Below are 26,165 nucleotides of genomic sequence, written 5' to 3' on the forward strand. Positions count from 1 at the left end.
TATAAAAGTCTAAAAAGGAATACGTTTGTAACGACGATATTCAGGCTTCCAAAAATTATCTTCAATGCTTTGTTGAAGCAACTCATCACTAATTTGTGGCGCAACCCCATCCGCAATTGCAGCTTTTGCCACTTGAAAAGCAATGACCTTAGACACCGCCTGCAAAGAATCCAAATCAGGTAATAAATCTGCATCTGGGTTGACTAATTTAGGTGAACTATCAGCCAAAGCCTGACTCGATGCCATCAGCATATTACTGGTCACACGCGTTGCTTGAACCGCAATCACCCCCAAACCAATGCCAGGGAAAATATAAGCATTGTTACACTGCGAAATGTTGTAAAGCTTATCTTGATAATGCACTGGCAAGAATGGACTACCTGTGGCAATCAGCGCTCGACCGTCCGTCCATTGAATAATATCGCTTGGTATAGCTTCTACACGAGATGTTGGGTTCGATAATGGCAATACAATTGGACGTTCGCAATTTTCCGCAAGGGTGCGAATCACCTCTTCAGTAAATAAACCGGGTTGTCCAGACACTCCTATCAATACTGTCGGTTTGGCATTCTTTACCACATCCAGTAATGAAATCATGTCTTCAGCATTCGCCCAAGTCGACACTGCTTCAGTTTTTTGTGCCAAACGACTTTGGAAATCCAGTAAATTCGGCTGATTGTCAGTAATTAAACCGAAGCGATCGACCATGAAAATACGTGCACGTGCTTCTGCATCGGTTAAACCTTCTGAGACCATTTGCGCCACAATCTGTTCCGCAATACCACAACCGGCAGAACCTGCACCTAGAAATGCGACTTTTTGATCTTTCAGTTGTTTGCCTGCTGCACGACTCGCTGCAATTAGGCTACCCACAGAAACTGCTGCTGTACCTTGAATATCATCGTTAAAACAGCAGAACTGATCGCGATATTTCTCTAGCAACGGCATGGCATTTTTCTGAGCAAAATCTTCAAACTGAATTAGGGCTTTCGGCCAGCGGCGTTTAATGCCTGTCAAAACTTGGTCGACAAAATCATAATATTCATCACCACTAATTCGAGGCTGTTTCCAACCTAAATACAGCGGGTCATTGAGCAACTGGGCATTATTGGTACCCACGTCAATAGTGATTGGTAAAGTATAGGCTGGGCTAATTCCACCACATGCGGTATATAAGGACAATTTTCCAATCGGAATCCCCATCCCACCAATACCTTGGTCACCCAATCCTAAAATGCGTTCACCATCTGTGATCACAATGACTTTAACATTGTTTTTATTCACATTTTGCAAGATATCATCAATGAATTCACGGTCAGGATAAGAAATAAAAATCCCACGATGACGACGATAAATATCAGAGAAACGCTGACATGCTTCACCCACCGTTGGGGTATAGATAATTGGCATCATTTCTGAAAGATGCTTTTCAATCAGGTGATAAAACAGCGTTTCATTGGTGTCTTGAATATTTCTTAAATAAATATGCTTGTTGATGTCACTATTGAATGCAGTGAACTGTTGATAAGAACGCTGATGCTGTTCTTCGATGGTTTCAATGACGTGAGGCAATAGGCCATGCAAATTAAAATTAGAGCGTTCTTCTTGCGTAAATGCCGAACCTTTATTGAGTAGAGGCAGTTCAAGCAAGGTGAATCCTGCATATGGTGTATAAAGCGGATGTTTATTTTTCAGATGTGCAGCTGTCATTTTTAGTCCCATTGATGTGGCTTTCATCGCCCTACTTCAGTCCCATTTGACCTCAGCAATAAATTCATCAGATAGCTTAATCCTATTTCTCACCAATTCAGCATTTAGTAAATTGATAATGATATAGGGAGTATTTAAGATCATGATGATCGGATATATTTAATCAATTTCTCGATCTTTGTTGATTGAATTTCTGCATCATTGTCATTTTTCAATAAGCTTGATATTTTAATATGAAATAAATGAGCGCCTATGTCGGTGCTATGTACTGAACTAAGCCCATCAGATTTAGGCCCATCAGATAAGGTTTAATAAGTTCTATAACGATATAAATATTCCCAAGGCAATAACAATTAAATTTATTCAATAAAGGTCAAACATATGACACTCCATTCACAATTTAAAACGGTATTTCTCTGCTCTACCTTAAGTTTCTTTGCTCTCACAGGGTGTGAGTCTGTTTCAAAAACATCGTCTAAAGTCAGTTCTAAAGCCCTGTCGATGATCGGTTTGGGTGACAAAAATAAAGTACCTGAAATTGATAAAAAAGGTGTGGTCGATATCAGTAAGACCACTTTAGAACAGATCGAAAAACTCACTCAAAATATGCCTACAGGACAATGGGTCTATATCGAAAATGATCTTCAAGGTATTTATAACTTACAAAACAAATCCAAAGATGGTCATATGTTATTACTTCGACTGAACTGCAAAAATCCTGCGCAGCGTCCTGGGTTTATTATTCAAAATAAAGAAGGTCAAGACATCTTAAAAGCGCATGATCCACAGGCGGGTGCAATTCAGTTTTTAGTCGATAATAAAAACTATAGTAATCCCTTTGATTTGGTGAATATTAAAAAGCTTGATCAATTTAAAACGGTCCTCAAAACAGCCAAAGTGATTAAAATTTTTAACGCTTCAAAACTCTATACATTTGAAAATGGAAAATCTGAGTTATTGACTAAACCAGTGACCTGTAAGGAATAGCGCTTTCTGCTTATGCCAAAATGATCCTTGTATCATCTCATCATTGTATTATTTTGGCATAATCGTTTTTCGATCATTGATCTATAATGAATTGAAAAATCATTTATTCAGGTCACTATTTTGGCATATTGACAAATACAGCTGTTAAACGTCGCACCACAGGTAAGGCAATCAAAACGATTGGATAAGCGATTGCCCAAGACAGCATCCACGCAGACCACCACTTTGTCCAAAAATGCTCAATGAAACCGACATTCAAAAGCATATTGACCATCGAAATCATGCCACTCATAAAACATGACAAGATCAAGGGCATCACCCATGCCGCATTTTTTGCAGAAAGCTTATCAATATTGCCGATTATTTTTGCTTTAGATTCGACCATCTTTAACTCATATATCACTGAATTTTTAGGCTATTTTAAATTAAATAGCATGATAAGTCTTATTTTATTGTGACCTCAAATTGAATCGCTTTTATTCGATACAAATGCGATTACCTAAACGATCGGAAATTTGCTATATTTGCTGTTTTTCTGCGACATTAATTTTTCGATAAATTATGAATACGGCCATACAAGCAGCTCTTGATCATGCAGTCCAATCCCTAAAATCTGAAGGGATTCTCCCAACCGACTGGAACAACACCAGCAATTTGACGCGAACCAAAGACCGAAGTCATGGTGATTTCGCATCAAATATTGCCATGATCGCTTCTAAACCTGCAGGTATGAAGCCTCGTGATCTCGCAGAGAAAATTTTAGCGAATTTACCTGAAGTGGTTGATATCACCAAAGCTGAAATTGCAGGTCCAGGTTTCATCAACTTCTTCTTAAATGCAGACCAACGTTTTGCAGTTTTAGACCAAATCCAAGCACAAAAAGATCAATTTGGTCATACGCAAGCTAACGCTGCGAAAAAAGTCCAAGTTGAATTTGTTTCTGCAAACCCGACCTCTAGCCTTCATGTGGGTCATGGTCGTGGTGCAGCCTATGGGATGACTGTTGCAAACTTACTAGAGGCAACAGGCGCAACTGTAGATCGTGAGTACTATGTCAACGATGCAGGTCGTCAAATGGACATCCTTGCAACATCGACTTACTTACGTTATTTAGAATTAACTGGTCAACCTTTGGTATTCCCTAAAAATGCGTACCAAGGCGACTATGTGAAGGAAATCGCGCAAAGTATTATCGACAAAGACGGTGATGCTTATGTACGTCCAGTGGCAGACATCTATAAAGATGTGCCTGAAGATGTTCAATATGCTGAAGAACTTGATGCAGATGGCAACAAAGTGGTGCTCTCAGGTGACAAAGAAAAACATATTGATGGTTTGATTTTCAATTCTCAAACAGCACTTGATGAAGGTTACCGTGTTTTCCATCAAGCAGCTTTACATGCCATTTTAGATGACATTAAAGATGACCTTGGTGAATTTGGCGTAACTTTCAACAAATGGTTCAGTGAAGCAACCTTAACTGAAAAAATTGATGAAGCACTTCAAGTGTTAGATCAACGTGGTTTCCTTTATGAAAAAGATGGCAACATCTGGTTTAAATCGACTGAATTTGGCGATGAAAAAGATCGTGTGGTGAAACGTCGTAATGGTCAAACTACTTATTTTGCTTCGGACATTGCTTACCATTTGAATAAATTACAACGTGGCTATACCGATATTGTTGATATCTGGGGTTCAGACCACCACGGTTATATTGCACGTGTTAAAGCTGCCATTGATGCAATGGGCTACGATTCGAAAAAGCTCACTGTTCTTCTGGTACAGTTTGTCAGCTTATGGCGTGGCGGTGAGATGGTTCAAATGTCATCTCGTTCAGGTCAGTTCGTCACTTTACGTGACCTTCGTAAAGAAGTCGGTAATGATGCAGCACGGTTCTACTATGTGATGCGTAAGTCTGAACAACACATTGATTTTGACTTAGACCTTGCGGTTTCACAGAGCAAAGACAATGCGGTGTATTACATCCAATATGCCCATGCACGTATTTGCCGTATGCTAGAAAAAGCAGCCAGCACCAATGTGAACTTTGACCTTGCTCAAGCACGTACTTTTGCTTCGCGTTTAGACTTAGATGCAGAAACAGAAATTTTAGCGAAGCTTGCAGCATATCCTGAAATCATTGTGCGTGCAGCCAACAGCTATGAACCACATCAAGTTGGTAACTACTTGAAAGAATTGGCAGCTTTATTCCATGGTTGGTATAATGAACATAAAGTACTCAATGATGATGCTGATTTAACTCAAGCACGTTTATTGCTTTCTGTGAATGTACAGCAAGTTCTACGCAATGGTTTAGAGTTATTGGGTGTATCTGCGCCTGAAAGCATGTAATAAAAACAATTCGAAATGGCTATTAAAAAAATAGCCATTTCATGATCTAGATTGAGAGAGGTTTCCACGTGTTTGGAAAAACGCAACGCGGTGTATCGGAAAGACCGAATAAACCAAAAAAACCCCTAATTCCTAAATGGTTAGGAACATTGGTGGTGATTTTAATCGTGTTAAGTTTTGCATTGGCGCTCATGCTTTGGAAACCATGGGAACCTGTCAAACCTAGAACCAACGAAATTAAGTCAGATCATTATCAAGAAGACACCAACAAAGACTACCGTTTCTACGATTTATTGCCTCAGCAACAAGTCACCCCGATTCCTGAACAAGCTGTTCCAGAGAATCAACAAGTTGAAACTGCACCAGTGATTGTGGATGCGCCTGCTGCAACACCAGCACCGACCACAAGTGCTGAAAATGGAACTCTTGTTCCAAGTGAAGAACCTGCTGCACCGAAAACCAGCTACATCTTACAAGTACGTAGTTTCCCTGATCCTGACAGTGCTGATGCACGTCGTGCTGAAATTATTTTGAATGGTCTTTCTGCCGATGTCATGAAAACCACTGAAGGTGGTCAAACTTGGTATCGTGTTGTATCAGGTCCTTACGAATCTCAGCAAGCGGCAGTCATTGCACAGCAAACACTTCAACACAGTGGAATCGATTCAATTGTGGTGAAACGTTAATGTGATTGTATAACGGTCTCAATCTGAAATCTGTGAATACTGATTTCAATTAAAACGCCCGATGATATTCATCGGGCGTTTTTTTAATACTTTAAAGAACAGAACAATGGTACGCCTTCCGCTTTATTTAATGATGATATGTGCTAAATAAATTGCGATTAGACAATAATATCAGCCAAATTCCCTTTTTGCTCTAACCAATCTTTACGATCGCCAGAACGTTTTTTCGCAAGCAATTTATCCAATAAACCTGACGTGAAATGTACATCATCTAAATCCAATTGCACCAAACGACGTGTATTTGGATCAAGTGTCGTTTCACGAAGTTGACTGGCATTCATCTCCCCCAAACCTTTAAATCGAGTGATTTGCGGTGCTTTAGTTTTGGCTTTCTTCAAGATATCTTCAAGTTCAGCATCATCTAAGGCGTAGTGAACATCTTTACCATCATCAATACGGAATAACGGTGGCATCGCAACAAACAGATGCCCTTCCTCAACCAAGATCGGGAAATGTTTCACAAACAGTGCACACAACAAGGTGGCAATGTGTAAACCATCCGAGTCTGCATCGGCAAGGATACAAATTTTACCGTAGCGGAGCTCTGATAAATCATCCGAACCTGGATCTACACCAATCGCAATGGCAATATTATGCACTTCTTGAGATGCCAAAACTTCATCAGAAGACACTTCCCACGTATTTAAGATTTTCCCACGAATCGGCATGATCGCTTGGAAATTCTTATCACGAGCTTGTTTTGCCGAACCGCCCGCAGAATCACCTTCCACAATAAACAATTCTGATTCATTTAAATCATGACCAACACAGTCTGACAATTTACCCGGCAAGGTTGGACCTGCCACAATCTTCTTACGTTCTACTTTTTTAGCTGCTTTTAAACGGCGACCCGCTTTTTCAATGACAAGTTCCGCCAGTTGCATTGCCACTTCAGAGTTTTGGTTGAGCCACAAAGCAAATGCATCTTTGGCAATATTTTGCACCACACCAACCGCTTCACGACTTGAAAGACGTTCTTTGGTTTGACCTGAAAATTGAGGTTCTTGGAATTTGAGGGACAAAATAAAGTTAACGCCATCCCACACATCTTCCGCAGCCAGTTTCATATTACGTGGCAACAGATTACGCAGTTCACAGAATTCACGTAAAGCATCGGTCACCCCAGAACGTAAACCATTGACATGCGTACCACCTTGCGCAGTCGGAATCAAATTCACATAGCTTTCTTGAATTTGTTCACCACCTTCAGCATTCCAACAAATCGCAAATTCAGCGCTTGCTCGTTCAGCTTCACCTGTTGCAACAAAAGCAGGCGTTGGAATAATCTCGCGCTCTTCAAGCTCATCCATCAAATAGTCAACGAGACCATTTTCAAATTGCCATACGATTTTTTCGTCGTTGATTTCGTCAATGTAATTAATTTGCAGACCAGCAGCCAAAACGGCTTTGGCTTTTAAATTGTGTTTTAACGCTTTTAAGGCAAATTTTGGTGAATCAAAATATTTGGTTTCAGGCCAGAAATGTACCGTCGTTCCTGTGGCACGTTTGGGTGCTTTACCCTCTAAAACTTCAAGTGGTCCTGTTGGCTCACCTTGCTCAAACGCCATTTTGTACAAGTTCCCTTGGCGCTGAACTTGAACCTCTACTCGAGTGGATAAAGCATTGACCACAGAAATACCTACACCATGTAAACCACCTGAAAACTGGTAGTTATCTGTACTAAACTTACCACCAGCATGTAGTTTGGTCAGAATGATTTCGATACCGCTTTGGCCATATTCAGGATGAATATCAACGGGCATACCACGACCATTATCTTCCACAGACAATGATCCATCTTTATATACAGTGACCGTAATTTTATTGGCGTGTCCTGCAAGTGCCTCGTCGACTGAGTTATCAATGACCTCTTGCGCCAAATGGTTTGGGCGTGTGGTATCGGTATACATACCAGGACGGCGACGTACTGGGTCTAAACCAGATAATACTTCAAGGGATTGAGCCGTATATTGAGACACGTTTTACTGTTTCCTTATTTTATGCAGTCAGATAAAAACTGATATGCCATCGGTATTTTTTCTGCGAAATCTTCCATCGCATGATTGCCATTCGCTTCAGTGATGATCATTGAGCGATGTTTTTCAGCGCTATAATAACGCTGTGCTTCACGATAATCCAAAACTTCATCACCTTGTTGCAAGAGCACCAAAATTTTGTCTGCATCTTGCACAAATGGCACCGCCATCTGTTCTAACTGATCAAGTTGTGCATCATCTAAAGCCCAATCTTCAGTGACCTGATAGGGTAAGTGTTCACGTCCAAAGAGATTTCTAAACAGTTGCCATGGTCGCATAGCAGGATTAATCAGTACAGCAGGCACGCCATATTTAGCGACCAATTGTGTCGCATAAAACCCACCTAAACTACTCCCCACCAAAGCCACTTGATCTAAATGTTCAATCAAACTGGATAAAGACTCTATCACACGAATTGGAGACATATTTAGATCTGGCAAATGTATATTTACATTTTTATCATCTCGATAATAGTCTTTTAAAAGCCCGCCCTTAATAGAAAAAGAATTACTTTTAAAACCATGTAAATAGATTATATTCATTACTTCTCGATCATTTCACATCATTAAATTAGACTTTTTAGCCTTAAATCGAACATAAAGTTGTTCATATTTTGTATTAAAGTAAGAATTGTCTAACAAAAAAAATGGTGTCTAACGTCAATCATCGTTATTTTAAAAAATGTTCAGGATGAACAATTTAAAAATTTTGATAAGGAATTTATACATTGATCTATGCTAAAAATAAAGTGTATAGCTCGATCAAGCCACATTAGGATAACAACAAATGCCGAGTCTCACACCGCTACATGAAACCTATTGTAAATGGGATCGCTCTCCCCCAAGTCAGGCCGATGTTCTAGAAGGCTTAGCCCAACTTGTCAGTACCCCCTTGAGCCAAGTGGTTCAAAATTTGATTCAATCATTACATCGTGAATTGATGCTCAGTGTTTTCGGCTTGAGTAAGAAAAAATCTAAAGAATTTCAAAAAAAATCCTATGTGAATAAATTTTATCAATTTTCCTATCGTTCATTTTTAAACTACGGTCACTTTTTCCTTGCACCGACACTTCGTAAAATTATTGATCAATTTCCAAACCTGCATGATAAACCATTAACACCCAAAATGATTTTTTTGGTCAGTGCCCTCAATGGCGTATTAGGGGATTACTTACTCAAGAATCATAATCCTTTGGCGCTTCCAACTGTTCTTTATGATCATTATGGTGAGTTACAAGAAGGTGATTTGTCTGGGCGTGTAGTGATTTTCTGTCATGGCCTATGCATGAACCATCTCGATTGGACCAATCGAAACTATGGGGGCATTGGGGAAAAACTTTTGGCACAACGCGATAATAACACCATGTTGTATTTACATTACAATACGGGTCGTCGTATCTCTGCAAATGGCCGTTCACTTTCCAATTTATTAGAAGATTTGGTCAATCGTAACCCACGTATTACCAGTATCGATTTAATTGGTCATAGTATGGGAGGATTAGTCTCCCGTAGCGCTCTATTTTACGGTAAACAAAACATGTATAAGTGGTTTCACATGGTGGAAAATTTAGTCTGCCTTGGTTCACCACACCATGGTGCCGTACTTGAGCGTATTGGTTTTGCCGTACAAGATAAAATTGGGAAATTTCCAATTGTTCGCCTTGCCAGCCATATCGTGAATATCCGCAGTAATGGGATATTAGATTTACGTTATGGTAGTGTCCGTGATGATGATTGGGAACATAATAACGCCCGTATTGGCATGCTCGATGACAACCGTAAACCGGCACCATTGCCCTCACATGTCAATACATTCCTGGTGGCAGGTACGATTGAGTTTGAAAATAAAAAAAATCGAACTTTAAAAGTGATTGGAGATTATTTGGTGAGTGTCAAAAGTGCTTTAGGTGAACATCCAAATCCACGTTTTCAGTTGAAATTACCTGAGTCACATAAAGCTGTTTTCTATGGATTAAACCATATGGAAATTCAATACCATTCCAGTATAGCTGAACAAATTGTGAAATGGTTTTATCCACGACATGATGAATTGGCTGAAGATCAAATTCGTAAATATTTGGTCAAGCTTGAGACAATGGAAGGGATAGTTGAAACTTAGTGTTTAGTCAAAGAATCAGAAACAGACAATAAAAAGAAAGATGAGAAGAATATTCTCATCTTTCTTTGTCTAAATTGAATGTTTTTGTCCCTTCGAATTAATTTCTACTTTTCACATAAATCATTGCGGCGATACCACAAATAAGTAATTCAACGAGAAAAGACCAATGGAAAATAAAGTTTAACCACCAAGGTTCATAACGTGGCGTCACTTCGAAAAAAACATAAGCTTGATCAATAAATGGTGCAAACAACCAAACATCACCGACAAAAGTATCTAAACCAATGTGCAGTAGTGCTGCTCCAGAAAACAGTGTCGCAATCAGTCCAAACTTAGAGCGATACTCAGAATGTCTTAAATAAAAATAAGACATCAAAAATATTGGAATCCAAAAGGAGAACCAGTGTAAAAAATATTTATGATGATGTACCGATCGATTATCCAATAAATAAAAATAAAACAGATCAATATCAGGGAAAACAGCACCGATCATGATGATTGTAAAAAATAGCTTTTTACTGATCTCATTTTGTTTTAATTTTTTCTCTAATACTTTTGCCAGAATATAACCCGATGGCAAATGTGCAATAAACATTTGTTATTTTCTCTTCTCAATGATCTTAAAAAATTTCTTTTTTACGTTTAAATTCACCAAAATATTACATATAAACGTGATGTAGCTAACATATATAAGTCTATTCACATATCACTTTTCAATAAATCGATTAGCGAGATTCAGACCACGCACTTTGTTTTATCAACTTGCCATCTTTAAGATGTAATAACAGCGTATACTGCGCAGCACCACCATTGGAAAGGCTGTTTAAGATATAGATATCATTGCCTTTACTATAAATTTCCGACAATTCATGATCGTGGAAATTATCTTTTGCCAAAGGTGTATTCGGGAAAAAATATTGCTCCAGATTCTGTTGTGGAATAATGATGGTTTTACCCTTATAAGTTATTTTAATTTCACGTAACTGATACATGCCATCTTCACTAGGCAACCCGCCATCCGTTCCAAAAAATGGTTTATTTTTATAATGTGTATAGGCTTGTGCCGTCTTTTTAAAATCCTGAATAGCGACTTCAGCAGGTTGAACAACTATACGAATTTGATTCTTTCCAGACTGATAAATCGCCTTATTAGAAATGGTTTTTATAAATTTCCATTTTTGAAATCCATTGAAGAAATTTACTCGACTTCTGTGAATAAAATCAAAATTTACTCGACCATTTACATTATATAAAGCATCACAAAAAGAAGAATCCCCTTGTTCGCCTTTCTCAAAACTGCATGAAACCACTTCACCATTCTTTAACTTATCCACGACTTTAGCTTTAAGTGAAGCCTGAGCTCTCACATTCACATAACCATCTGGGTCTTGAATAATGCCGTAATCTGCATACGTTTCTGTGAAGACTAAGAATGGAATTAAGTACAATAATTTTTTTATTTTCATGATCTAATTTTCTTAACTTTTATTGATTCATCATAATAAAAAACCAGCATAGATGCTGGTTTTTTTGATCTCTTTTGATCGCTTAAGGGTATTTCCTAAAGATTTGCCAGATACTGATCAACGCCAATACTGCAAAAAACAAGAATGACCAAACAGGTAATGATTGCCCCAAGAACGTCCAATCGACTTTGGCACATTCTCCCGAACCTTTTAGAACTTGTTCAAAAACAGATTTGATGGGCAAAGTATCTAGCCAATAATCTAGTCCTGGACCACAACTAGGTACTTGATCAGGTGGCAAATGTTGCAACCACACATGACGTGCAGCAACACCAGCAGACCACAAGATCGACAGTGTACCTAAAACAGCATAGAAACGTTTTAGACCATCCTTCGCTGGATGATGAATGAAAGCAATCAACGAAATCAGACCTAAACCAATTAAACCAATCCGTTGGAATACGCATAAAGGACATGGCTCCAAGCCTTGCACATGCTCTAAATACAATGCAAATGCCATCCCGATGATACTGCCTAAAAACAAAAGACCGCTAACCACACGGTAACTCGCCCATTGCATATCCAACCCTCTTGATTGTTTTATATGGTTATCTAAATGCTGCAAGATACTCATCAAATGTTTGAGTACATTGTTGCTCTAATTGTTCTTGTTGTTGCAAAGAACGCTGTGTCAGCTCATTAAAATAAGCAATGGTTTCATCACTTAAATCATGTGCATCATACGTTTCCTCATGCAACTGTGCCATATGGCTACCAAATCCCCAAGTACCATTATATTTTTTCGTATCTTCAATCACTTGTGAAGACAAAGTATGATCAACTTCTTCCACACGCGCTTGCATCACACCCAAAGCATTACCGTAAAGATCTGTCGCATAAGCCTGATTCAGTAAATCTGCTAATGGTTTCATCTCACTTAAATAGCGTTCCGCCCACGTTTCAATGAAAATTGATTCACCATTTTCTTCAATAAATGCATTTGGCGCACGACCGCGATTGACCACTTCGGTTTGATTGCGTTCAACCACTTCCATCTCATCATCCAATAAATCTGGACTGTCTTTGAGTAAGCAATACAACGCTAAAACTTCTAAGAAGCCTGCTGTATCTTCATTGATACCAATCGGGCTATACGGATTGACATCGACTGCACGCAATTCAACATAACCTACACCTCGGTTTGCCAATGCTTCTGACGGCGTTTCACCAGCCTCTGGCACCTGTTTTGGACGAACCAAACTGTAGTATTCATTTTCAATTTGAAGTACATGATCATTGATCTGAATTGGATTTCCATCCGCATCATTCAGACCCAAAAGGCTAAAAGCTTTATACGGCGTACGTACCGCTTTTTGCAAACCTTCTAAATATCCTGACAATGTATTGTAATGGATACCTAACTCTTTTTGCGCAGAGTTTTGATAGCCAAAACGTCCCATACGTAATGCTGTCGCATGCGGTAAAAATAATGTTCCACTAATCAGCGGCAGCAATTGATGCTCACGCCCCGTCATAAAACAACGGCACACCGACGGACTTGCCCCGACCAAAAACATCACCAATGGCGTTAAACGAATAAAGTTACGAATGAGGCCAAAATAACGATGACTACGATAATCTTGCAAACTTAATGCTTGAAGCTTTTCATCTGTTTCATTTTGCTGGAGCGTTTCGAACAATTCATCTGGAAATGACACATTGTAATGCACCCCTGAAATGGTCTGCATACGACGACCATAACGCACGCCAAGACCATGACGATACAGCGTTTTAAAACGACCAATATTGGAGGTGCCATATTCTGCTAAGCGAATATTTTCTTCTTCATCATCCAACATGCATGGCATCGAAAGTGGCCAAAGTTTTTCATTATTTTCTAAATTTTTATGTGTGACTACATGAATGTCTGTTAGAAAATTTAATGCTTCTGGAATCGTTTCTTTAGGAGGCGTAATGAACTCCATTAACGCTTCCGAATAGTCAGTGGTGATATGCGGATGTGTCAGTGCCGAACCCAAAGTTTTTGGGTGATCTCCTTGAGATAAAAATCCATTACTTTGCATTCGCAGGCTTTCACGTTCAATACCACGTAACATGCCTTTTAATAATGCTGAATCTACCCAATTTGGTAATTCAAATGGAGAGATGGCTTCGGGCTGACTCATTACTTACTCGCTTATCTTAAAGTATGACTTTGAATAAAATGATTGATTTATATCAAGTATACCGTGATTTACCGACCGCAATGCAGATTAGGCATGCATTTGAGCCGAACAAATTTATAAATTTGGCAATTTTTTATCACAAACTTCACCTTTAAGACATCTGATATTTGTGATTTTATTGCAGAATAACAGCTAATGAATTGTAAATATTATGAATTACCAACAAGTATTAGATTTTTGGTTTGCACCTGAGACCAAAGAAAAGTGGTTCGCCAAAAGTGATGAATTCGATTTGGAGATTGAAACTCAATTCGGTCACACCTTAGAACAAGCCTTACAATGTGAACTCTGGACTTGGCGCGAGAGCATTCAAGGTCGACTTGCCGAAATTATTGTCCTTGATCAATTTTCACGAAATATTTACCGTGACCATCCGGCTTCATTTGCTCAAGATCCTCTGGCGCTGGCATTAGCGCAAGAAGCTATTCATCTTGGTTTAGACTTAGATTTACCTGCAGAACAACGTATTTTTCTTTATATGCCTTTTATGCATAGCGAATCTAAAATCATTCATATTCAAGCCTTAAAGCTGTTTGAAGCTTTAGCAATTCCAGTCAATTTAGACTTTGAGAAAAAGCATAAAGTCATCATTGATCGTTTTGGACGTTATCCTCATCGTAATGAAATATTGGGACGTGAATCAACTCTTGAAGAGTTAGAATTCTTAAAACAACCCAATAGCAGTTTTTAAAAAATGTTATGATAAAGGTCATTATTATGATCTTAAAATGCGTACATTTGTGTACAACATTGGGAGAACAATATGAAAAAGACAATGATTGGCATGGCCATAGTAATAGCTATTGCACTGTCAGGTTGTACCACAACGCTATCAAAACCTCGTACATTTGATCAATTGGGTAGTTTTACCACCACACCACTGAACAATAAGACTTTTCGTGTCGGTTATCAGGGCAGTCCCAATATGGGCTTTGGTACTGCTGAAGAAATTACTCTGGTCAAATCTGCACAAACCACTGTTCTCAACGGCTTTCAATATTTCAAAGTCTTAAATGACCCGAGTAATCGTAATCAGCAACGTCCACGTCAAGCTGTGGTCTACCCTGCCCCAATGTATCCTTACTACGGGTATGGTTATGGGCACCGTCGTTTTCCAGGTTATTTTGACCCGTATTACAACATGCCACCGCAAGTGGTCAATGTAGATCCCGTGCAAGTGTCGTATACCATTGAATGTTTCAAAGACAAAAAATCTGCACCGAGTGATGCTTTTGATGCTCGTCTGATTTTACAAAATTTAGGACAAAAGTACGGTGTCAGCCCAACAGGTCAAGTATTACAACCTGAATCTGCCACAGCCCCGACCCAAAAGTAAGCATTTAGGACACTGAATGAACCCCACTGAAGAATATACTTCGCCTAATCTGAACAAAAGTAAACGTTATGCTATGACGGCGCTGATTAGCGCTGTTTTGGCATGGATTGCTTTAATGATTGCTGCAAAGCTCTTACCTGATTATGTCTGGCTCATTCATATTCTGATGTTATCTGCGGAAGCAGGTGTGGTGGGTGGTTTGGCAGACTGGTATGCCATTACGGTGTTGTTTCGAAATCCCTTTGGCAAAATTCCAATTCCGCCCTTTTTAAAAAACCATACGGAAATCATTCCACGTAACAAAGCCCGAATTGCGGAGTCAATGGGACGCTTTGTACAGGAAAATTTTCTGTCTCCTCAAATTGTAGAACAGAGCTTAGCGCGTACCGATATTAGCTTGGCTGTGGGGCAATGGTTAGCCAATCCTAAAAACAATACCCAAGTCACCCAAGTTATTCAGCAGACTGTACCAAAACTTTTTGATTTTTTTGGTCAGGATCAAGTCGGCCGTTTTATTCAAAATAATAGTGTGCAATGGGTTCGTAACACACAGGTCAATCACCTTGCCAGCGAGATGTTACGTGCGGTGTTGGAAAATGATTTCCATCAAGATGTATTACAGCGTGGGCTCGACCTTGCACATGAATGGGTCATTCATCACCCTGAACAGACCCGCGAACTGACCCGAACTTTATTTAAAGAGCTCGGGGTGTGGCGACTGGCAAAAGGTGCGAGTTGGATTGGAATTGATGTGCAGCAAAGAACCATTGATTCTTTGGTGGAACGTGTGGAATCCATGCTGGCTGATCCTGAGCATCCTTGGCGTCAAAAAATTGAGCAAGTTGCGCGTGAGATGATGGTTCAACTAGCAGATGGCGAAAGTTCAGCAAGCCAGCGTTTAAATGACACTAAAAATGCCTTACTCAATAGTCCACAAGTTTTAAATTTTATCAGTGGTGCTGTGGTGATTTTGTGTAATGCCATTCGAGATGATTTACTTAAGCCAGACTCAGGTATTGCAGAAAACTTACGTGTCGCAATACAACAGGTGGGACAAAATATTGTCTCAAACCCATCCATTCGTGAATTGTTGAATGAAAAAATGAGTGGTATCGCAGTTAATTTGAGTGATCAATACAGTGAAAAAGTGATTCTTTTTATTAGTGAACGAATTCATGAATGGGATTCGCGTGAAATGATTGCCAAAATCGAAAATGAAGTCGGTGGCGATCTGCACATGATTCGCGTCAATGGCGTGGTCGTGGGGGCTTTTATTGGTTTAATTTTGGGGATTATTCGGGCGATGGTGGAATACTTTGTTTAGTTCATTTAAATCAATTGCATACAAAAATTCAGTATATTTTAAACACAAGCATTCACTCGAATTTATGCTTAGTTTGATGATATCAACCCAAATCCGTAAAGATTAAAAATTCCAATAACACTAAGAAACATATATCCATCACTCTATAACTTTAGAACTACTTAATATTGCATTCTTAACACAGAAGTATACAATTCCATCAAATTGGGTGGAATTTATGCAAAATAAGAATTTTAGACGTGATATTAATGGTCTGCGAGCAATCGCTGTTATTGCTGTCGTATTGTTCCACTTCAATGCATCTTGGATGCCCGGTGGCTTTGCTGGTGTAGATGTATTCTTTGTTATTTCAGGGTTTTTAATGACTGGAATAATATTTAAAGGAATTGAACAAGAACATTTTTCTGTCCTAAAATTCTATGTTGCTCGAGCAAATCGAATCATTCCAGCCTTAGCTGTATTGTGTTTATCTTTATCCGTTTTTGGATGGTTTTATCTTACGCCTATCGAGTATGAGGCCTTAGGAAAACATATTGCCAGCAGTGTAACTTTTCTTTCCAACATGGTTTATTGGAAAGAGGCTGGTTACTTTGATGCTGCTTCTCACGAAAAGTGGTTATTACATACGTGGTCACTTTCAGTAGAATGGCAATTTTATATTCTTTATCCCTTAGTTCTTGTTGCCTTATGTAAGTTTATGTCAATAAAAGCCATGAAATACTTACTGCTAATAGGCACAATTTTAGGTTTTATACTCTGTATTATTTCAACATATAAATGGCCAAATCCATCGTATTACCTTCTGCCTACACGAGCATGGGAAATGATGATGGGCGGCATAGCTTTTCTGTTTCCTTTTCAACTCCAAGAACATAAAAAAAAGTTGATGGAATTATTGGGCATAGCCTTAATTTTAGCTTCTTACATCTTTATCTCAGCAGAAAATCTTTGGCCAGGTTATCTCGCCATATTCCCTGTACTAGGTGCATTTTTACTGATACAGGCAAACCGTCAAAATAGTGTAATCACCAATAATGTAGTCTTTCAAAAAATCGGAACTTGGTCATATTCAATTTATCTATGGCACTGGCCACTTGTTGTAGCGATCTATATTTTTGCTTTGAGTGAAGAGTATTTATATTTAGGGATATTGCTCTCAATCATTTTAGGTTTCCTGAGTTATCACTTTATTGAACGTATTAAGTTTCAAAATGATTTTACGCATGTCTTAAGCTATCTAAAATGTAAACCGATTTATTGTTCAGGACTATTATGTCTCATTGGTATATTACTCTTCAGTAAACAATATGACCTCATGCCGTTTCGCTTATCCAATGAAGAAATTGTGATTGTAGAACAACAAAAACGTGATCCACGTGAAGCGTTCTGTGGAAATGTCGTCAATGGAATATCTCCCGAATGTAAATACGGAACAGGGCCTGTAAAAGCGGTTGTCATTGGAGACAGTCACTCACAGGCTCAAAATATGGCAATTGGTGAGCGAGCATCTTTAGCTGGTGGAAGTATCGTCAGTTTCGGTTTATCTGGATGTCCAACCATTAAGAACAGTTACTCATATGATGAAAAGCATAAAATTGCAGATGATAATTGTGGCAAACTTATTGCGAATGCAATCAAAATAACAGCGCAAAAATATCCCAATATTCCAATTATTGTGATTAACCGAAACTCTCAATATTTATTTGGACATAATGAAAATAAAGACTTTCATTTAAAGCCACCTGTCAATTTTGTCGATCAAGAATTTGATCAAAGAAATGCGGCTTATTTAGAAAATATCTCAGCACATATGATCAATACACTCTGCGAGTTTAGTGAGCATCATCAGGTTTATTTAACTCGACCAACACCTGAGCTGATCACTGATGTTCCAAAAACGATGTTTAGACGTTTAGCGCTCCATCAAACAGCTCAACACTTGAAGATTTCACGTGAAGCTTATATGCAACGTCAACAGGTTGCTTTTGATATCCAAAACAAAGCTGTTCAACGTTGTGGTGTAAAGTTGCTTGATCCTCTTCCTTATTTATGTGACAGTCAATATTGTTACGGCGACAAAAATGGTATCCCGCTCTATTTTGATGATGACCATTTAAGTACGTATGGTTCTAAATTGGTTGCTCCAATCTATGATGAAGTTTTTCAGTAGGTCTATAAAACTTGGTTGAACACGCACCATCTATGTCGATGGTGCCGTGTGGGCAGGAAGCTTTATAGGTTGAGGATGAATCTAATTTTTAGCACTACCCTCATTTTTTTCGATTTCATCAAATATATATCTACCAACAATATTAGCTCCATATATAGATAAATGGCTTGTATCCGTATATATAGGCTCTCTATCTTGGTTTAAAGTTCGACATTGAGCTTTTTCACATAACACAGCATTCGGATCGATATAACGAACCTGATTCGATTGTTTATGTTGAACATAGTGTTTTAACTTTTCATTGTCTTCAATAATCTTGAATGGCTCTTGAACTTTACACGGCGCCATTAATTTTTTTGGAAGCATTAACTGCTTTTCACCTAAACAAGCGTACAGAGATTTTTCTGTTCCTTGTGTTCTTCCAATTAAATATACAGTTGCATTGCTATTCAAAATGCTGGAGACCATATCGTCTAATTCTTGATTAAAGAAAGCGTCAATGAATTCGTGATCTAAAGATTTGGTTGTCCTATTTATGGCAACATGAGGGAACTGGTAAGAGATGATAACTTTCTTATGAGGATGATTTTTTATGAAACTCATGGCTAAGTCATACATTTTACTGCATCTTTCTTGATCATAAGTAGCGAAAAAATTTTTAGTGGATAAACACCCATCTAATGTAATTTCTGCAAGTTTTAAATGATCATCATTTATATAAGAAAAGAAATGCCGAGCATGGCTATTTCCCAAAAGAATATACTCAAAATCTTTTTCACTCGAATTAAAGTATGTCACTTCAACGTTATTTGGACGGTTTAAATGCCCTTCATATTGATTTCTAAATTGTTGCTGAGTTAATTTAAATTTTGAATCTACTCTAAACGAGGCGCCATTGGATTTATAAATAATCAAAATAATAAACAGTACAACAACCACACTATAAATAATTGATCTGGGGCTGAACTGACGTTTTTCGATAAAATAATATGAAACTATTCCACAAACTAACGTAACTAAACAGAATGTAAAAAAATTAATTTTATAACTAAAATAGTTAGAAATTGATAATATTGACCAATGCCATAAGTAAAGAGAATATGACCATAATCCTAATTTTTGAAAAACAATATTATTTGTAAAAATTGATTTCTGATTATTGGCTTGGATTAATATAAAAGCACCTAATGTTGGTAACAACGCTGCATAACCTGGCCAGATCGTATTTTCTGTAAAAATAAAAAATGATACGAATAAAAATGTAATACCTAATATTTCTAAAAAAATTTTCAATGATTGTTTTTTCAATTCGAAAGAATATAAAAAGGCTATACCTCCCAATAGCATTTCCCAGCCTCGTGTCGACAATAAAAAGTAAGATGCGATTGACCATCTTTGAGAAGCATAAATAGAAAAAATTACAGCTAAAACAGCACTAATGACAATGATTTTTTTAACAATCTCTTTGTTAAAATACTTGAATAAAATGAATAAAACTATGGGATAAATGACATAAAACTGCCATTCAACAGACAAAGACCATGTATGTAGTAAGAACTTTTCTCTTGCAAGTGCATCGAAATATCCAGACTCGTTCCAATACACAATATTAGAAAAAAATAAAAGACTACTGCCTGAGTGTTTTGCCAAGCTTGAATAAGCAATAGGACCTAAGAAGAAATAGCCAAATATCATTAAAATAGTGACTAAAAATAATAAGGCAGGAATAATCCTCTTAACTCGAGCGCTCAAAAATTTTCGAATTGAAAATTTATTTTCTTCAAAACCTCTAAAAATAATAGAAGTCATGAGATAGCCAGAAATGACAAAGAATACATCTACACCAGCAAATCCACCTGGAAGCCACTGTCTATTAAAATGAAAAACAATAACAGCAAGAACAGCATAAGCCCTTAATCCATTAATATCTGTTCTAAAACGCATTTTTGATCTTTTAAAAAATTTAATTAAATAATATTCTAGCTACAAATTTTATCTTTGTTGATCTGTTTCACAATATTTTTTGTAGACTTTTTAGTTTATTATTTTTTTCAGAGAATATTTTCACATGATTAATATTATTTAAATACAGTTATTAAGCAACGATAAAACATACCTTTATATAAGGATAATTGAATTCTTCTATAGACCATTTTTATTCAATCTTTCACATGCACCCTGCTACACTATTCCTAACACATTCCAACAAATAAACTCGTCATGATCGACATCCAATCTAAACTCCCTGCTCAGGGTGTGACCATTTTTAGCATCATGTCTGCATTGGCACAGCGTCTCAATGCCTTAAACCTTTCACAAGGTTTTCCAGATTTTCCTGCACCACCAGCCCTGCTCGATGCACTCTGCAAAGCCACTTTAGATGGATTCAATCAATACCCACCAGGCGATGGCTTACTCACCTTAAGACAACGCGTCGCAGAACAATTTCAACAACGTGACGGCTTGAACATTGACCCAATCTCAGAGATTACCATTACCCCAGGGGCAACCATTGGCATTTTTGCAGCCATTCAAGCTACCGTTTCCCAAGGGGATGAAGTCATTATTTTTGATCCAAGCTATGACAGTTATGCACCCAGTGTAAAACTGGTAGGAGCAATACCCGTTCATATTGCACTGCATCATCCCACATTTACAGTGGATTGGAATCAGGTCAAATCTGCCATTAATGACAAAACCCGCATGGTGATTGTCAACACCCCGCACAATCCTACAGGGGCGATTTGGTCAAAACAGGATTGGTACAACCTCATTGAACTTATTCAAGATCGAAATATTTTAGTACTGTCAGATGAAGTGTATGAACATCTGATTTTTGATGGTCAGAAACATTATTCAGCGCTGTCATTCCCCGAACTCCGTGAGCGCAGTTTTGTGGTCGGGTCTTTTGGGAAAACCTTTCATGTGACTGGATGGAAAACGGGTTATTGCATTGCTGCACCAAAACTCATGTCAGTGTTCCGTCAGGTTTATCAATTTGCCAATTTCTGCGGTGTACTACCTATACAAGTTGCACTTGCAGCGTTTATGCAACAACATCCTGAACATATTCAGGAACTTTCTCAGTTTTATCAAAACAAACGCGATTTGTTCAATTCGAGTATCCAAGACTCTCGTTTTAAACTCACTCCTTCTCAGGGCACTTATTTTCAAAATCTAGATTATACCGAGATCAGACCGGAACTCAGTGATGTAGACATGTGCCAATACTTAGCAGAACAGCATAAAATTGTCGCAATTCCTGTGTCGGTGTTTTATCAGCAACCACCAAAAGATTTAAAATTGATTCGTTTATGTTTTGCCAAGAAAGATGAAACTTTGATTCAAGCTGGTCAAATCTTATCAGCAGTTTAAAGGTACGAAAACAGACTGCTCAATCACGACTGATCATTTGATTAAAAAGACACAATTGCAAAGCCTGAGTTACTTAAATGCTCAGGCTTTTGTCTTATCTGCTATGTTAATCTGTTCAAATAACTCTGTTTTTTGGATATCGCAAGAAGATGGCACCTCGTTTAAGCCCCATTGATGAACCTGGTTTTTGGAAAGTTTTTTTAGTCTTTCTTTTACCACTCATCGCCACCAACATTTTGCAAAACCTGTCAGGTACCATTAATACGGTTTTTGTCGGTCAAATGTTAGGGGTCAATGCCATTGCCGCTGTGGCTGTATTCTTCCCAATTCTGTTTTGTCTTATGGCCTTTGTCATTGGACTTTCAGCAGGATCAACTGTACTGGTCGGACAAGCATGGGGCGCGCAAAACATAGAAAAAGTGAGAAGTGTTGTCGGTTCAACCATATTTATGACCGTCATTGGTGGCAGTATTATTGCCATTTGCGGTGTGTTGGCGTCTAAATGGTTATTAACAGCTTTAGGCACTGACCCAGATGTTATGCATTTATCTTTGCCCTATGTGCAATGGATGCTAGCAGGTAGTCCGTTGTTGTTTATGTATATTATTTTCACCTCCATCTTACGTGGTGTCGGTGACAGTGTTACCCCTCTCATTGCCCTAGGCATGACCAGTATTATTGGATTATGTACCACTCCTATTTTAATTAAAGGTTATTTCGGTTTTCCGCAATTAGGGATTATTGCACCTGCAATTGCCACTGCGGTCGGTTATATCTCCGTATTGGTATTCCTCTATATCTATTTAAATCTGAAGAATCATCCATTAAAAATTGATGCTGAACTCATTAAACATATTCGTTTCGATGCTCCGTTGATTAAAAATATTCTACGTTTAGGTGTTCCAACAGGAATTCAAATGGTCACAACATCTGTGGCAGGTTTGGTGATTGTAGGACTCGTGAACCGATACGGCTCAAATGCCACGGCTGCTTATGGTGCTGTAAATCAGGTACTCAACTATATTCAGTTCCCAGCATTATCCATTTCAATTGCTGCCTCTATTTTTGCAGCGCAAGCCATTGGCGCGGGTAAAGCCGATTCATTGGCTCGCGTGACCAAAACAGCATTGGGTATGAACATTGTGATCACGGGGATTTTAGTTGCATTGGGTTATTTGTTTTCCAAATACCTTATGGCGTTATTTATTACCGATCCAAATGTGGTCATTCTGGGGCAACAACTGCTGTTTATTGTGCTCTGGTCAATTTTATTCTTTGGTGCCAGTGCGATTTTTGCGTCTATTATGCGTGCCAGTGGAACCGTGACCATGCCAATGATCATCAATGTCATCGCCATTATTGCCATTGAAGTGCCTTGTGCATATCTCTTTAGTTCGTGGTGGGGATTACCTGGAATTTGGTACGGCTATGCTTTAGCCTTTGTCTGTTTATGTGTAATGCAAGGGCTGTATTATCAATTTATTTGGAAAAAGAAAGCCGTAAAAGTGCTTATTTAAAACCCATTATTTTGATATGAATTTATATAAATCAATATTATATGATATTTTTCTTATGAAAAAAATTCACACTGATTTATATTTAATTCCTATGGTAGAAAACAGATAAGATTTGAATTTAATCATATTTTAAAGCTGAAAATAATCTTGTTATAACCGTATAGATCGTGAACAAAACACTATAAGGTTATAACAATGTCAAAACGTCAAATTAAATTGGGTGCATTTATACCAACCACATCTCAACATGCAGCGGGTTGGCGCCATCCTGAATCGCGCCCACAAGATCACTTAAATATTGATTACGTCATTGAACTGGCAAAGACAGCTGAAAGAGGTTTGTTCGATGCCTATTTTCTTGCGGATGGTCTTTCTGTCCGTTGGGGGTCAGCGACGGAAGGTCAACTCGGACTAGGCGACAAAGGTGTCGGCTTTGAGCCTGTGACCTTATTTGCAGCATTATCGACAGTCACCAAAAATATCGGTTTCATTGCAACTGCATCGACCACCTATGAAGACCCTTACATCTTAGCGCGTAAATTTGCCTCACTGGATCATATCAGCAAAGGTCGTGCGGCTTGGAATGTTGTGACCACAGCCGCCGCAGATACAGCTCGTAATTTCGGATTAGAAGATCATCCAAATCCTAAAGTTCGTTACGAAAGAGCAGATGAATTCATTGAGGTGACGCAAAAACTTTGGGATTCATGGGAAGATGATACTTTTATTTATAACAAAGAAAGTGGTCAATTTTTCCAAGCAGAAAAATTACATGAGCCATTACATGAAGGTAAATATTTCAAAGTCGGTGGCGCATTAAATATCTCTCGTCCACCGCAAGGTTACCCTGTGATTGTACAAGCAGGCCAGTCTGAAGATGGTCGCGAACTTGCAGGAAAATATGCGGAAGTCATTTTTACTGCTCAGCAAAATCTTGCAGATGCACAAGAATTTTATCGTGATGTAAAAAGTCGCTTATTAAAATATGGTCGCCAACCTGATGACTTAAAAATCATGCCCGGTGTTTCGATTTTCGTCGCGAAAACTGAACAAGAAGCCAAAGAAAAATATGAACTTTTAAATAGCTTAATTCATCCTAAAGTTGGGCTCGCACTTCTTTCTGGCTTAGCGGGCGGTATTAATTTAGCTAAATATGATTTAGATGCCCCATTTCCAAAACTAGAAGATACTGACATCAATTTCTCAAGTCGCCAGCAAATGATGATCGATATTGCACGTAAGCACAATTTCACGATTCGTCAGTTATATGAATACATCGCTTCCGCTCGTGGTCACTGGACTTTGATTGGCACACCAGAACAAGTGGTCGATCAGCTACAAGAATGGTTTGAAAATGATGGTGCCGATGGCTTTAACGTCTTGCCACCAACAACACCTGCAGGCTTAAATGACTTTGTCGATTTTATTGTGCCTGAGTTACAGCGTCGTGGTCTATTCCGTACTGGATATGAAGGTACAACGTTACGTGACAACTTAGGCTTAAAACGTCCTGAAAACCAATATGTATTACAGCGTGAACAAACTAAAGCCTCTTAAAATGATGATCAAATACATCATATTTGAAATGAAGAATCCCTCACATTGAGGGATTTTTTTATAGATACAATCTAAATCACATAAAAAAGTCTGCGTTTGCAGACTTTATTGACTGGATAATTAAGCTTACCAAGCAAATTGATAATCTGAGAATGATGCTGGTGCTTTTGATTTTAATAACTCATCTTTAATTGGGTCAGTAAAATCAACCAAAATATTATTCTTAATATTGGTGAGGCGAACATCATCTCGTTTACGTGGATGTGGTACAGGAACATTCACAATACGTTTAATACGTCCTGGATGCGGCTGCATCACCACAACACGATCACCTAAAAAAACTGCTTCTTCCACATCGTGTGTCACAATGATCATGGTGATTTTTTCGGTTTGCCATATGCGTTGTAATTCATCCTGAAGATTTTGACGCGTTAAAGCATCCAGCGCACCGAAAGGTTCATCAAGAAGCAGTATTTGTGGACGATTGACCAAACTCCTCGCAATGGCAACTCGTTGATTCATCCCACCTGAAAGCTGCGAAGGATATGCATCTTTAAAATTTGTGAGTTTCACCAACTCCAAATGTTCATCAATAATTTTATCTTCTTCTGTACGGCTTAAATTGCTTTGATGCAATGCTACACGAATATTTTCTTTGACACTGAGCCAAGGAAAAAGTCGATGATCTTGAAAAATAATGCCACGGTTTAAACTGGTGCCTTTAATTTTTTGACCAGCTGTTAAAATTTCACCTTGATATTGATTTTCTAGACCAACCAAAAGACGTAATAAAGTTGATTTACCACATCCACTGCTCCCAACAATACTGATAAATTCACCCGCTTGAATATCTAAATTGATATCTTCTAGAACAGTCAAATCCTCATTATTATTGGTATAGGTTTTACTGAGTTTTTGAATCGAGACCGCACCTGCCTGATGTTGTGATGCCATTATTAAATTCTCCTCAAACGTAAGTCTACGTGCGATTGCATAAACTTATAATTTCGCGAGTGAAACTTCAGTCGATTTAATGAGAACGACCACTTCTGAACCGATTTTAAGTTCAAGGTCTTTGACTGAACGGGTGCTAATAATTGAAGTAAAGTGCCCTGCTTTCGTTTCCACATTTATTTCTGAAACGACATCGCCTAATACGATTTCTTGAATAACACCTTTAAATTGGTTACGAACATTGACTGATGTAATTGTCATTATGATTACT

At 38.3% G+C, this 26,165-nt stretch carries 22 protein-coding genes; 11 read left to right on the forward strand and 11 right to left on the reverse strand.

The window, feature by feature from the left end; translation table 11 throughout:
- Nucleotides 1–9: 9 nt before the first annotated feature.
- Nucleotides 10–1,710 (reverse strand): NAD-dependent malic enzyme, encoded by a 1,701-nt coding sequence (locus tag G8E00_RS15460; RefSeq protein ID WP_166226063.1) that lies wholly within the window; start codon nt 1,708–1,710, stop codon nt 10–12.
- A gap of 381 nt (nt 1,711–2,091) precedes the next feature.
- On the opposite strand from G8E00_RS15460, the gene G8E00_RS15465 reads away from it, so the two are divergent.
- Entirely contained in the window at nt 2,092–2,697 is a 606-nt protein-coding gene (locus tag G8E00_RS15465) for a hypothetical protein (protein ID WP_166012698.1), read from the forward strand.
- A 115-nt stretch (nt 2,698–2,812) separates the two neighbouring features.
- Here the strand turns inward: G8E00_RS15465 and G8E00_RS15470 are convergent, their stop codons facing one another.
- Entirely contained in the window at nt 2,813–3,082 is a 270-nt protein-coding gene (locus G8E00_RS15470; protein WP_166012697.1) for a DUF2798 domain-containing protein, read from the reverse strand.
- A 176-nt stretch (nt 3,083–3,258) separates the two neighbouring features.
- Here G8E00_RS15470 and argS point away from each other — a divergent pair, with 176 nt between their 5' ends.
- Both argS and G8E00_RS15480 read left to right on the forward strand, forming a co-directional pair.
- On the forward strand, nt 3,259–5,049 hold the full coding sequence (gene argS, locus G8E00_RS15475) for an arginine--tRNA ligase (RefSeq protein WP_166226066.1): 1,791 nt from the start codon (nt 3,259–3,261) through the stop codon (nt 5,047–5,049).
- Nucleotides 5,050–5,117: 68 nt separating this feature from the next.
- Nucleotides 5,118–5,735 (forward strand): SPOR domain-containing protein, encoded by a 618-nt coding sequence (locus G8E00_RS15480; protein ID WP_166012695.1) that lies wholly within the window; start codon nt 5,118–5,120, stop codon nt 5,733–5,735.
- Nucleotides 5,736–5,893: 158 nt separating this feature from the next.
- On the opposite strand, the gene parE is transcribed toward G8E00_RS15480, so the two are convergent.
- Together parE and G8E00_RS15490 are read right to left on the reverse strand one after the other, a co-directional pair.
- Nucleotides 5,894–7,774, reverse strand: coding sequence for a DNA topoisomerase IV subunit B (parE, locus tag G8E00_RS15485; RefSeq protein ID WP_166012694.1), 1,881 nt, complete (start codon nt 7,772–7,774; stop codon nt 5,894–5,896).
- Nucleotides 7,775–7,788: 14 nt separating this feature from the next.
- Nucleotides 7,789–8,373 (reverse strand): YqiA/YcfP family alpha/beta fold hydrolase, encoded by a 585-nt coding sequence (locus G8E00_RS15490; RefSeq protein ID WP_166226069.1) that lies wholly within the window; start codon nt 8,371–8,373, stop codon nt 7,789–7,791.
- Nucleotides 8,374–8,617: 244 nt separating this feature from the next.
- Here G8E00_RS15490 and G8E00_RS15495 point away from each other — a divergent pair, with 244 nt between their 5' ends.
- Nucleotides 8,618–9,949 carry a PGAP1-like alpha/beta domain-containing protein gene (locus G8E00_RS15495; RefSeq protein ID WP_166226072.1) on the forward strand — a complete coding sequence of 444 codons (1,332 nt, stop codon included), beginning with the start codon at nt 8,618–8,620 and terminating at the stop codon, nt 9,947–9,949.
- Between the two features lie 97 nt (nt 9,950–10,046).
- On the opposite strand, the gene G8E00_RS15500 is transcribed toward G8E00_RS15495, so the two are convergent.
- The 4 genes from G8E00_RS15500 to gshA form a co-directional block, all read right to left on the reverse strand.
- Complete coding sequence (locus tag G8E00_RS15500) at nt 10,047–10,544, reverse strand: metal-dependent hydrolase (RefSeq protein WP_166226075.1); 498 nt, start codon at nt 10,542–10,544, stop codon at nt 10,047–10,049.
- A 130-nt stretch (nt 10,545–10,674) separates the two neighbouring features.
- Entirely contained in the window at nt 10,675–11,415 is a 741-nt protein-coding gene (locus tag G8E00_RS15505; RefSeq protein ID WP_166226078.1) for an SH3 domain-containing protein, read from the reverse strand.
- A gap of 82 nt (nt 11,416–11,497) precedes the next feature.
- On the reverse strand, nt 11,498–11,995 hold the full coding sequence (locus tag G8E00_RS15510; protein ID WP_166226081.1) for a disulfide bond formation protein B: 498 nt from the start codon (nt 11,993–11,995) through the stop codon (nt 11,498–11,500).
- A 28-nt stretch (nt 11,996–12,023) separates the two neighbouring features.
- Nucleotides 12,024–13,601 carry a glutamate--cysteine ligase gene (gene gshA, locus G8E00_RS15515; protein WP_166226084.1) on the reverse strand — a complete coding sequence of 526 codons (1,578 nt, stop codon included), beginning with the start codon at nt 13,599–13,601 and terminating at the stop codon, nt 12,024–12,026.
- A 211-nt stretch (nt 13,602–13,812) separates the two neighbouring features.
- On the opposite strand from gshA, the gene G8E00_RS15520 reads away from it, so the two are divergent.
- From G8E00_RS15520 to G8E00_RS15535, 4 genes are all read left to right on the forward strand, one after another.
- On the forward strand, nt 13,813–14,352 hold the full coding sequence (locus G8E00_RS15520; RefSeq protein WP_166226087.1) for a DUF924 family protein: 540 nt from the start codon (nt 13,813–13,815) through the stop codon (nt 14,350–14,352).
- A 72-nt stretch (nt 14,353–14,424) separates the two neighbouring features.
- Nucleotides 14,425–14,997, forward strand: a complete 573-nt coding sequence (locus G8E00_RS15525) for a CC0125/CC1285 family lipoprotein (RefSeq protein ID WP_166226090.1) — start codon at nt 14,425–14,427, stop codon at nt 14,995–14,997.
- A gap of 16 nt (nt 14,998–15,013) precedes the next feature.
- Nucleotides 15,014–16,321, forward strand: a complete 1,308-nt coding sequence (locus G8E00_RS15530) for a DUF445 domain-containing protein (protein WP_166226093.1) — start codon at nt 15,014–15,016, stop codon at nt 16,319–16,321.
- A gap of 217 nt (nt 16,322–16,538) precedes the next feature.
- On the forward strand, nt 16,539–18,491 hold the full coding sequence (locus tag G8E00_RS15535) for an acyltransferase family protein (protein WP_166226096.1): 1,953 nt from the start codon (nt 16,539–16,541) through the stop codon (nt 18,489–18,491).
- Between the two features lie 81 nt (nt 18,492–18,572).
- Here the strand turns inward: G8E00_RS15535 and G8E00_RS15540 are convergent, their stop codons facing one another.
- Complete coding sequence (locus tag G8E00_RS15540; protein WP_166226099.1) at nt 18,573–20,435, reverse strand: acyltransferase family protein; 1,863 nt, start codon at nt 20,433–20,435, stop codon at nt 18,573–18,575.
- Between the two features lie 276 nt (nt 20,436–20,711).
- On the opposite strand from G8E00_RS15540, the gene G8E00_RS15545 reads away from it, so the two are divergent.
- The 3 genes from G8E00_RS15545 (at nt 20,712) to G8E00_RS15555 (ending at nt 24,940) form a co-directional block, all read left to right on the forward strand.
- A complete protein-coding gene (locus G8E00_RS15545) occupies nt 20,712–21,866 on the forward strand; it encodes a methionine aminotransferase (RefSeq protein ID WP_166226102.1) in 1,155 nt (384 codons plus the stop codon).
- Nucleotides 21,867–22,015: 149 nt separating this feature from the next.
- The gene (locus tag G8E00_RS15550; RefSeq protein WP_166012443.1) at nt 22,016–23,383 is read left to right on the forward strand and encodes an MATE family efflux transporter; all 1,368 of its coding nucleotides are present in this window, start codon (nt 22,016–22,018) and stop codon (nt 23,381–23,383) included.
- Nucleotides 23,384–23,578: 195 nt separating this feature from the next.
- On the forward strand, nt 23,579–24,940 hold the full coding sequence (locus G8E00_RS15555) for an LLM class flavin-dependent oxidoreductase (RefSeq protein WP_166226105.1): 1,362 nt from the start codon (nt 23,579–23,581) through the stop codon (nt 24,938–24,940).
- Nucleotides 24,941–25,066: 126 nt separating this feature from the next.
- Here the strand turns inward: G8E00_RS15555 and G8E00_RS15560 are convergent, their stop codons facing one another.
- Nucleotides 25,067–25,894: an ABC transporter ATP-binding protein gene (locus G8E00_RS15560; protein ID WP_166012445.1), complete on the reverse strand. Its 828-nt coding sequence runs from the start codon at nt 25,892–25,894 to the stop codon at nt 25,067–25,069.
- A gap of 45 nt (nt 25,895–25,939) precedes the next feature.
- The gene (locus G8E00_RS15565; RefSeq protein WP_166012446.1) at nt 25,940–26,155 is read right to left on the reverse strand and encodes a TOBE domain-containing protein; all 216 of its coding nucleotides are present in this window, start codon (nt 26,153–26,155) and stop codon (nt 25,940–25,942) included.
- Nucleotides 26,156–26,165 lie beyond the last annotated feature (10 nt).

Source organism: Acinetobacter shaoyimingii (genome assembly GCF_011578045.1).
GTDB lineage: Bacteria > Pseudomonadota > Gammaproteobacteria > Pseudomonadales > Moraxellaceae > Acinetobacter > Acinetobacter shaoyimingii.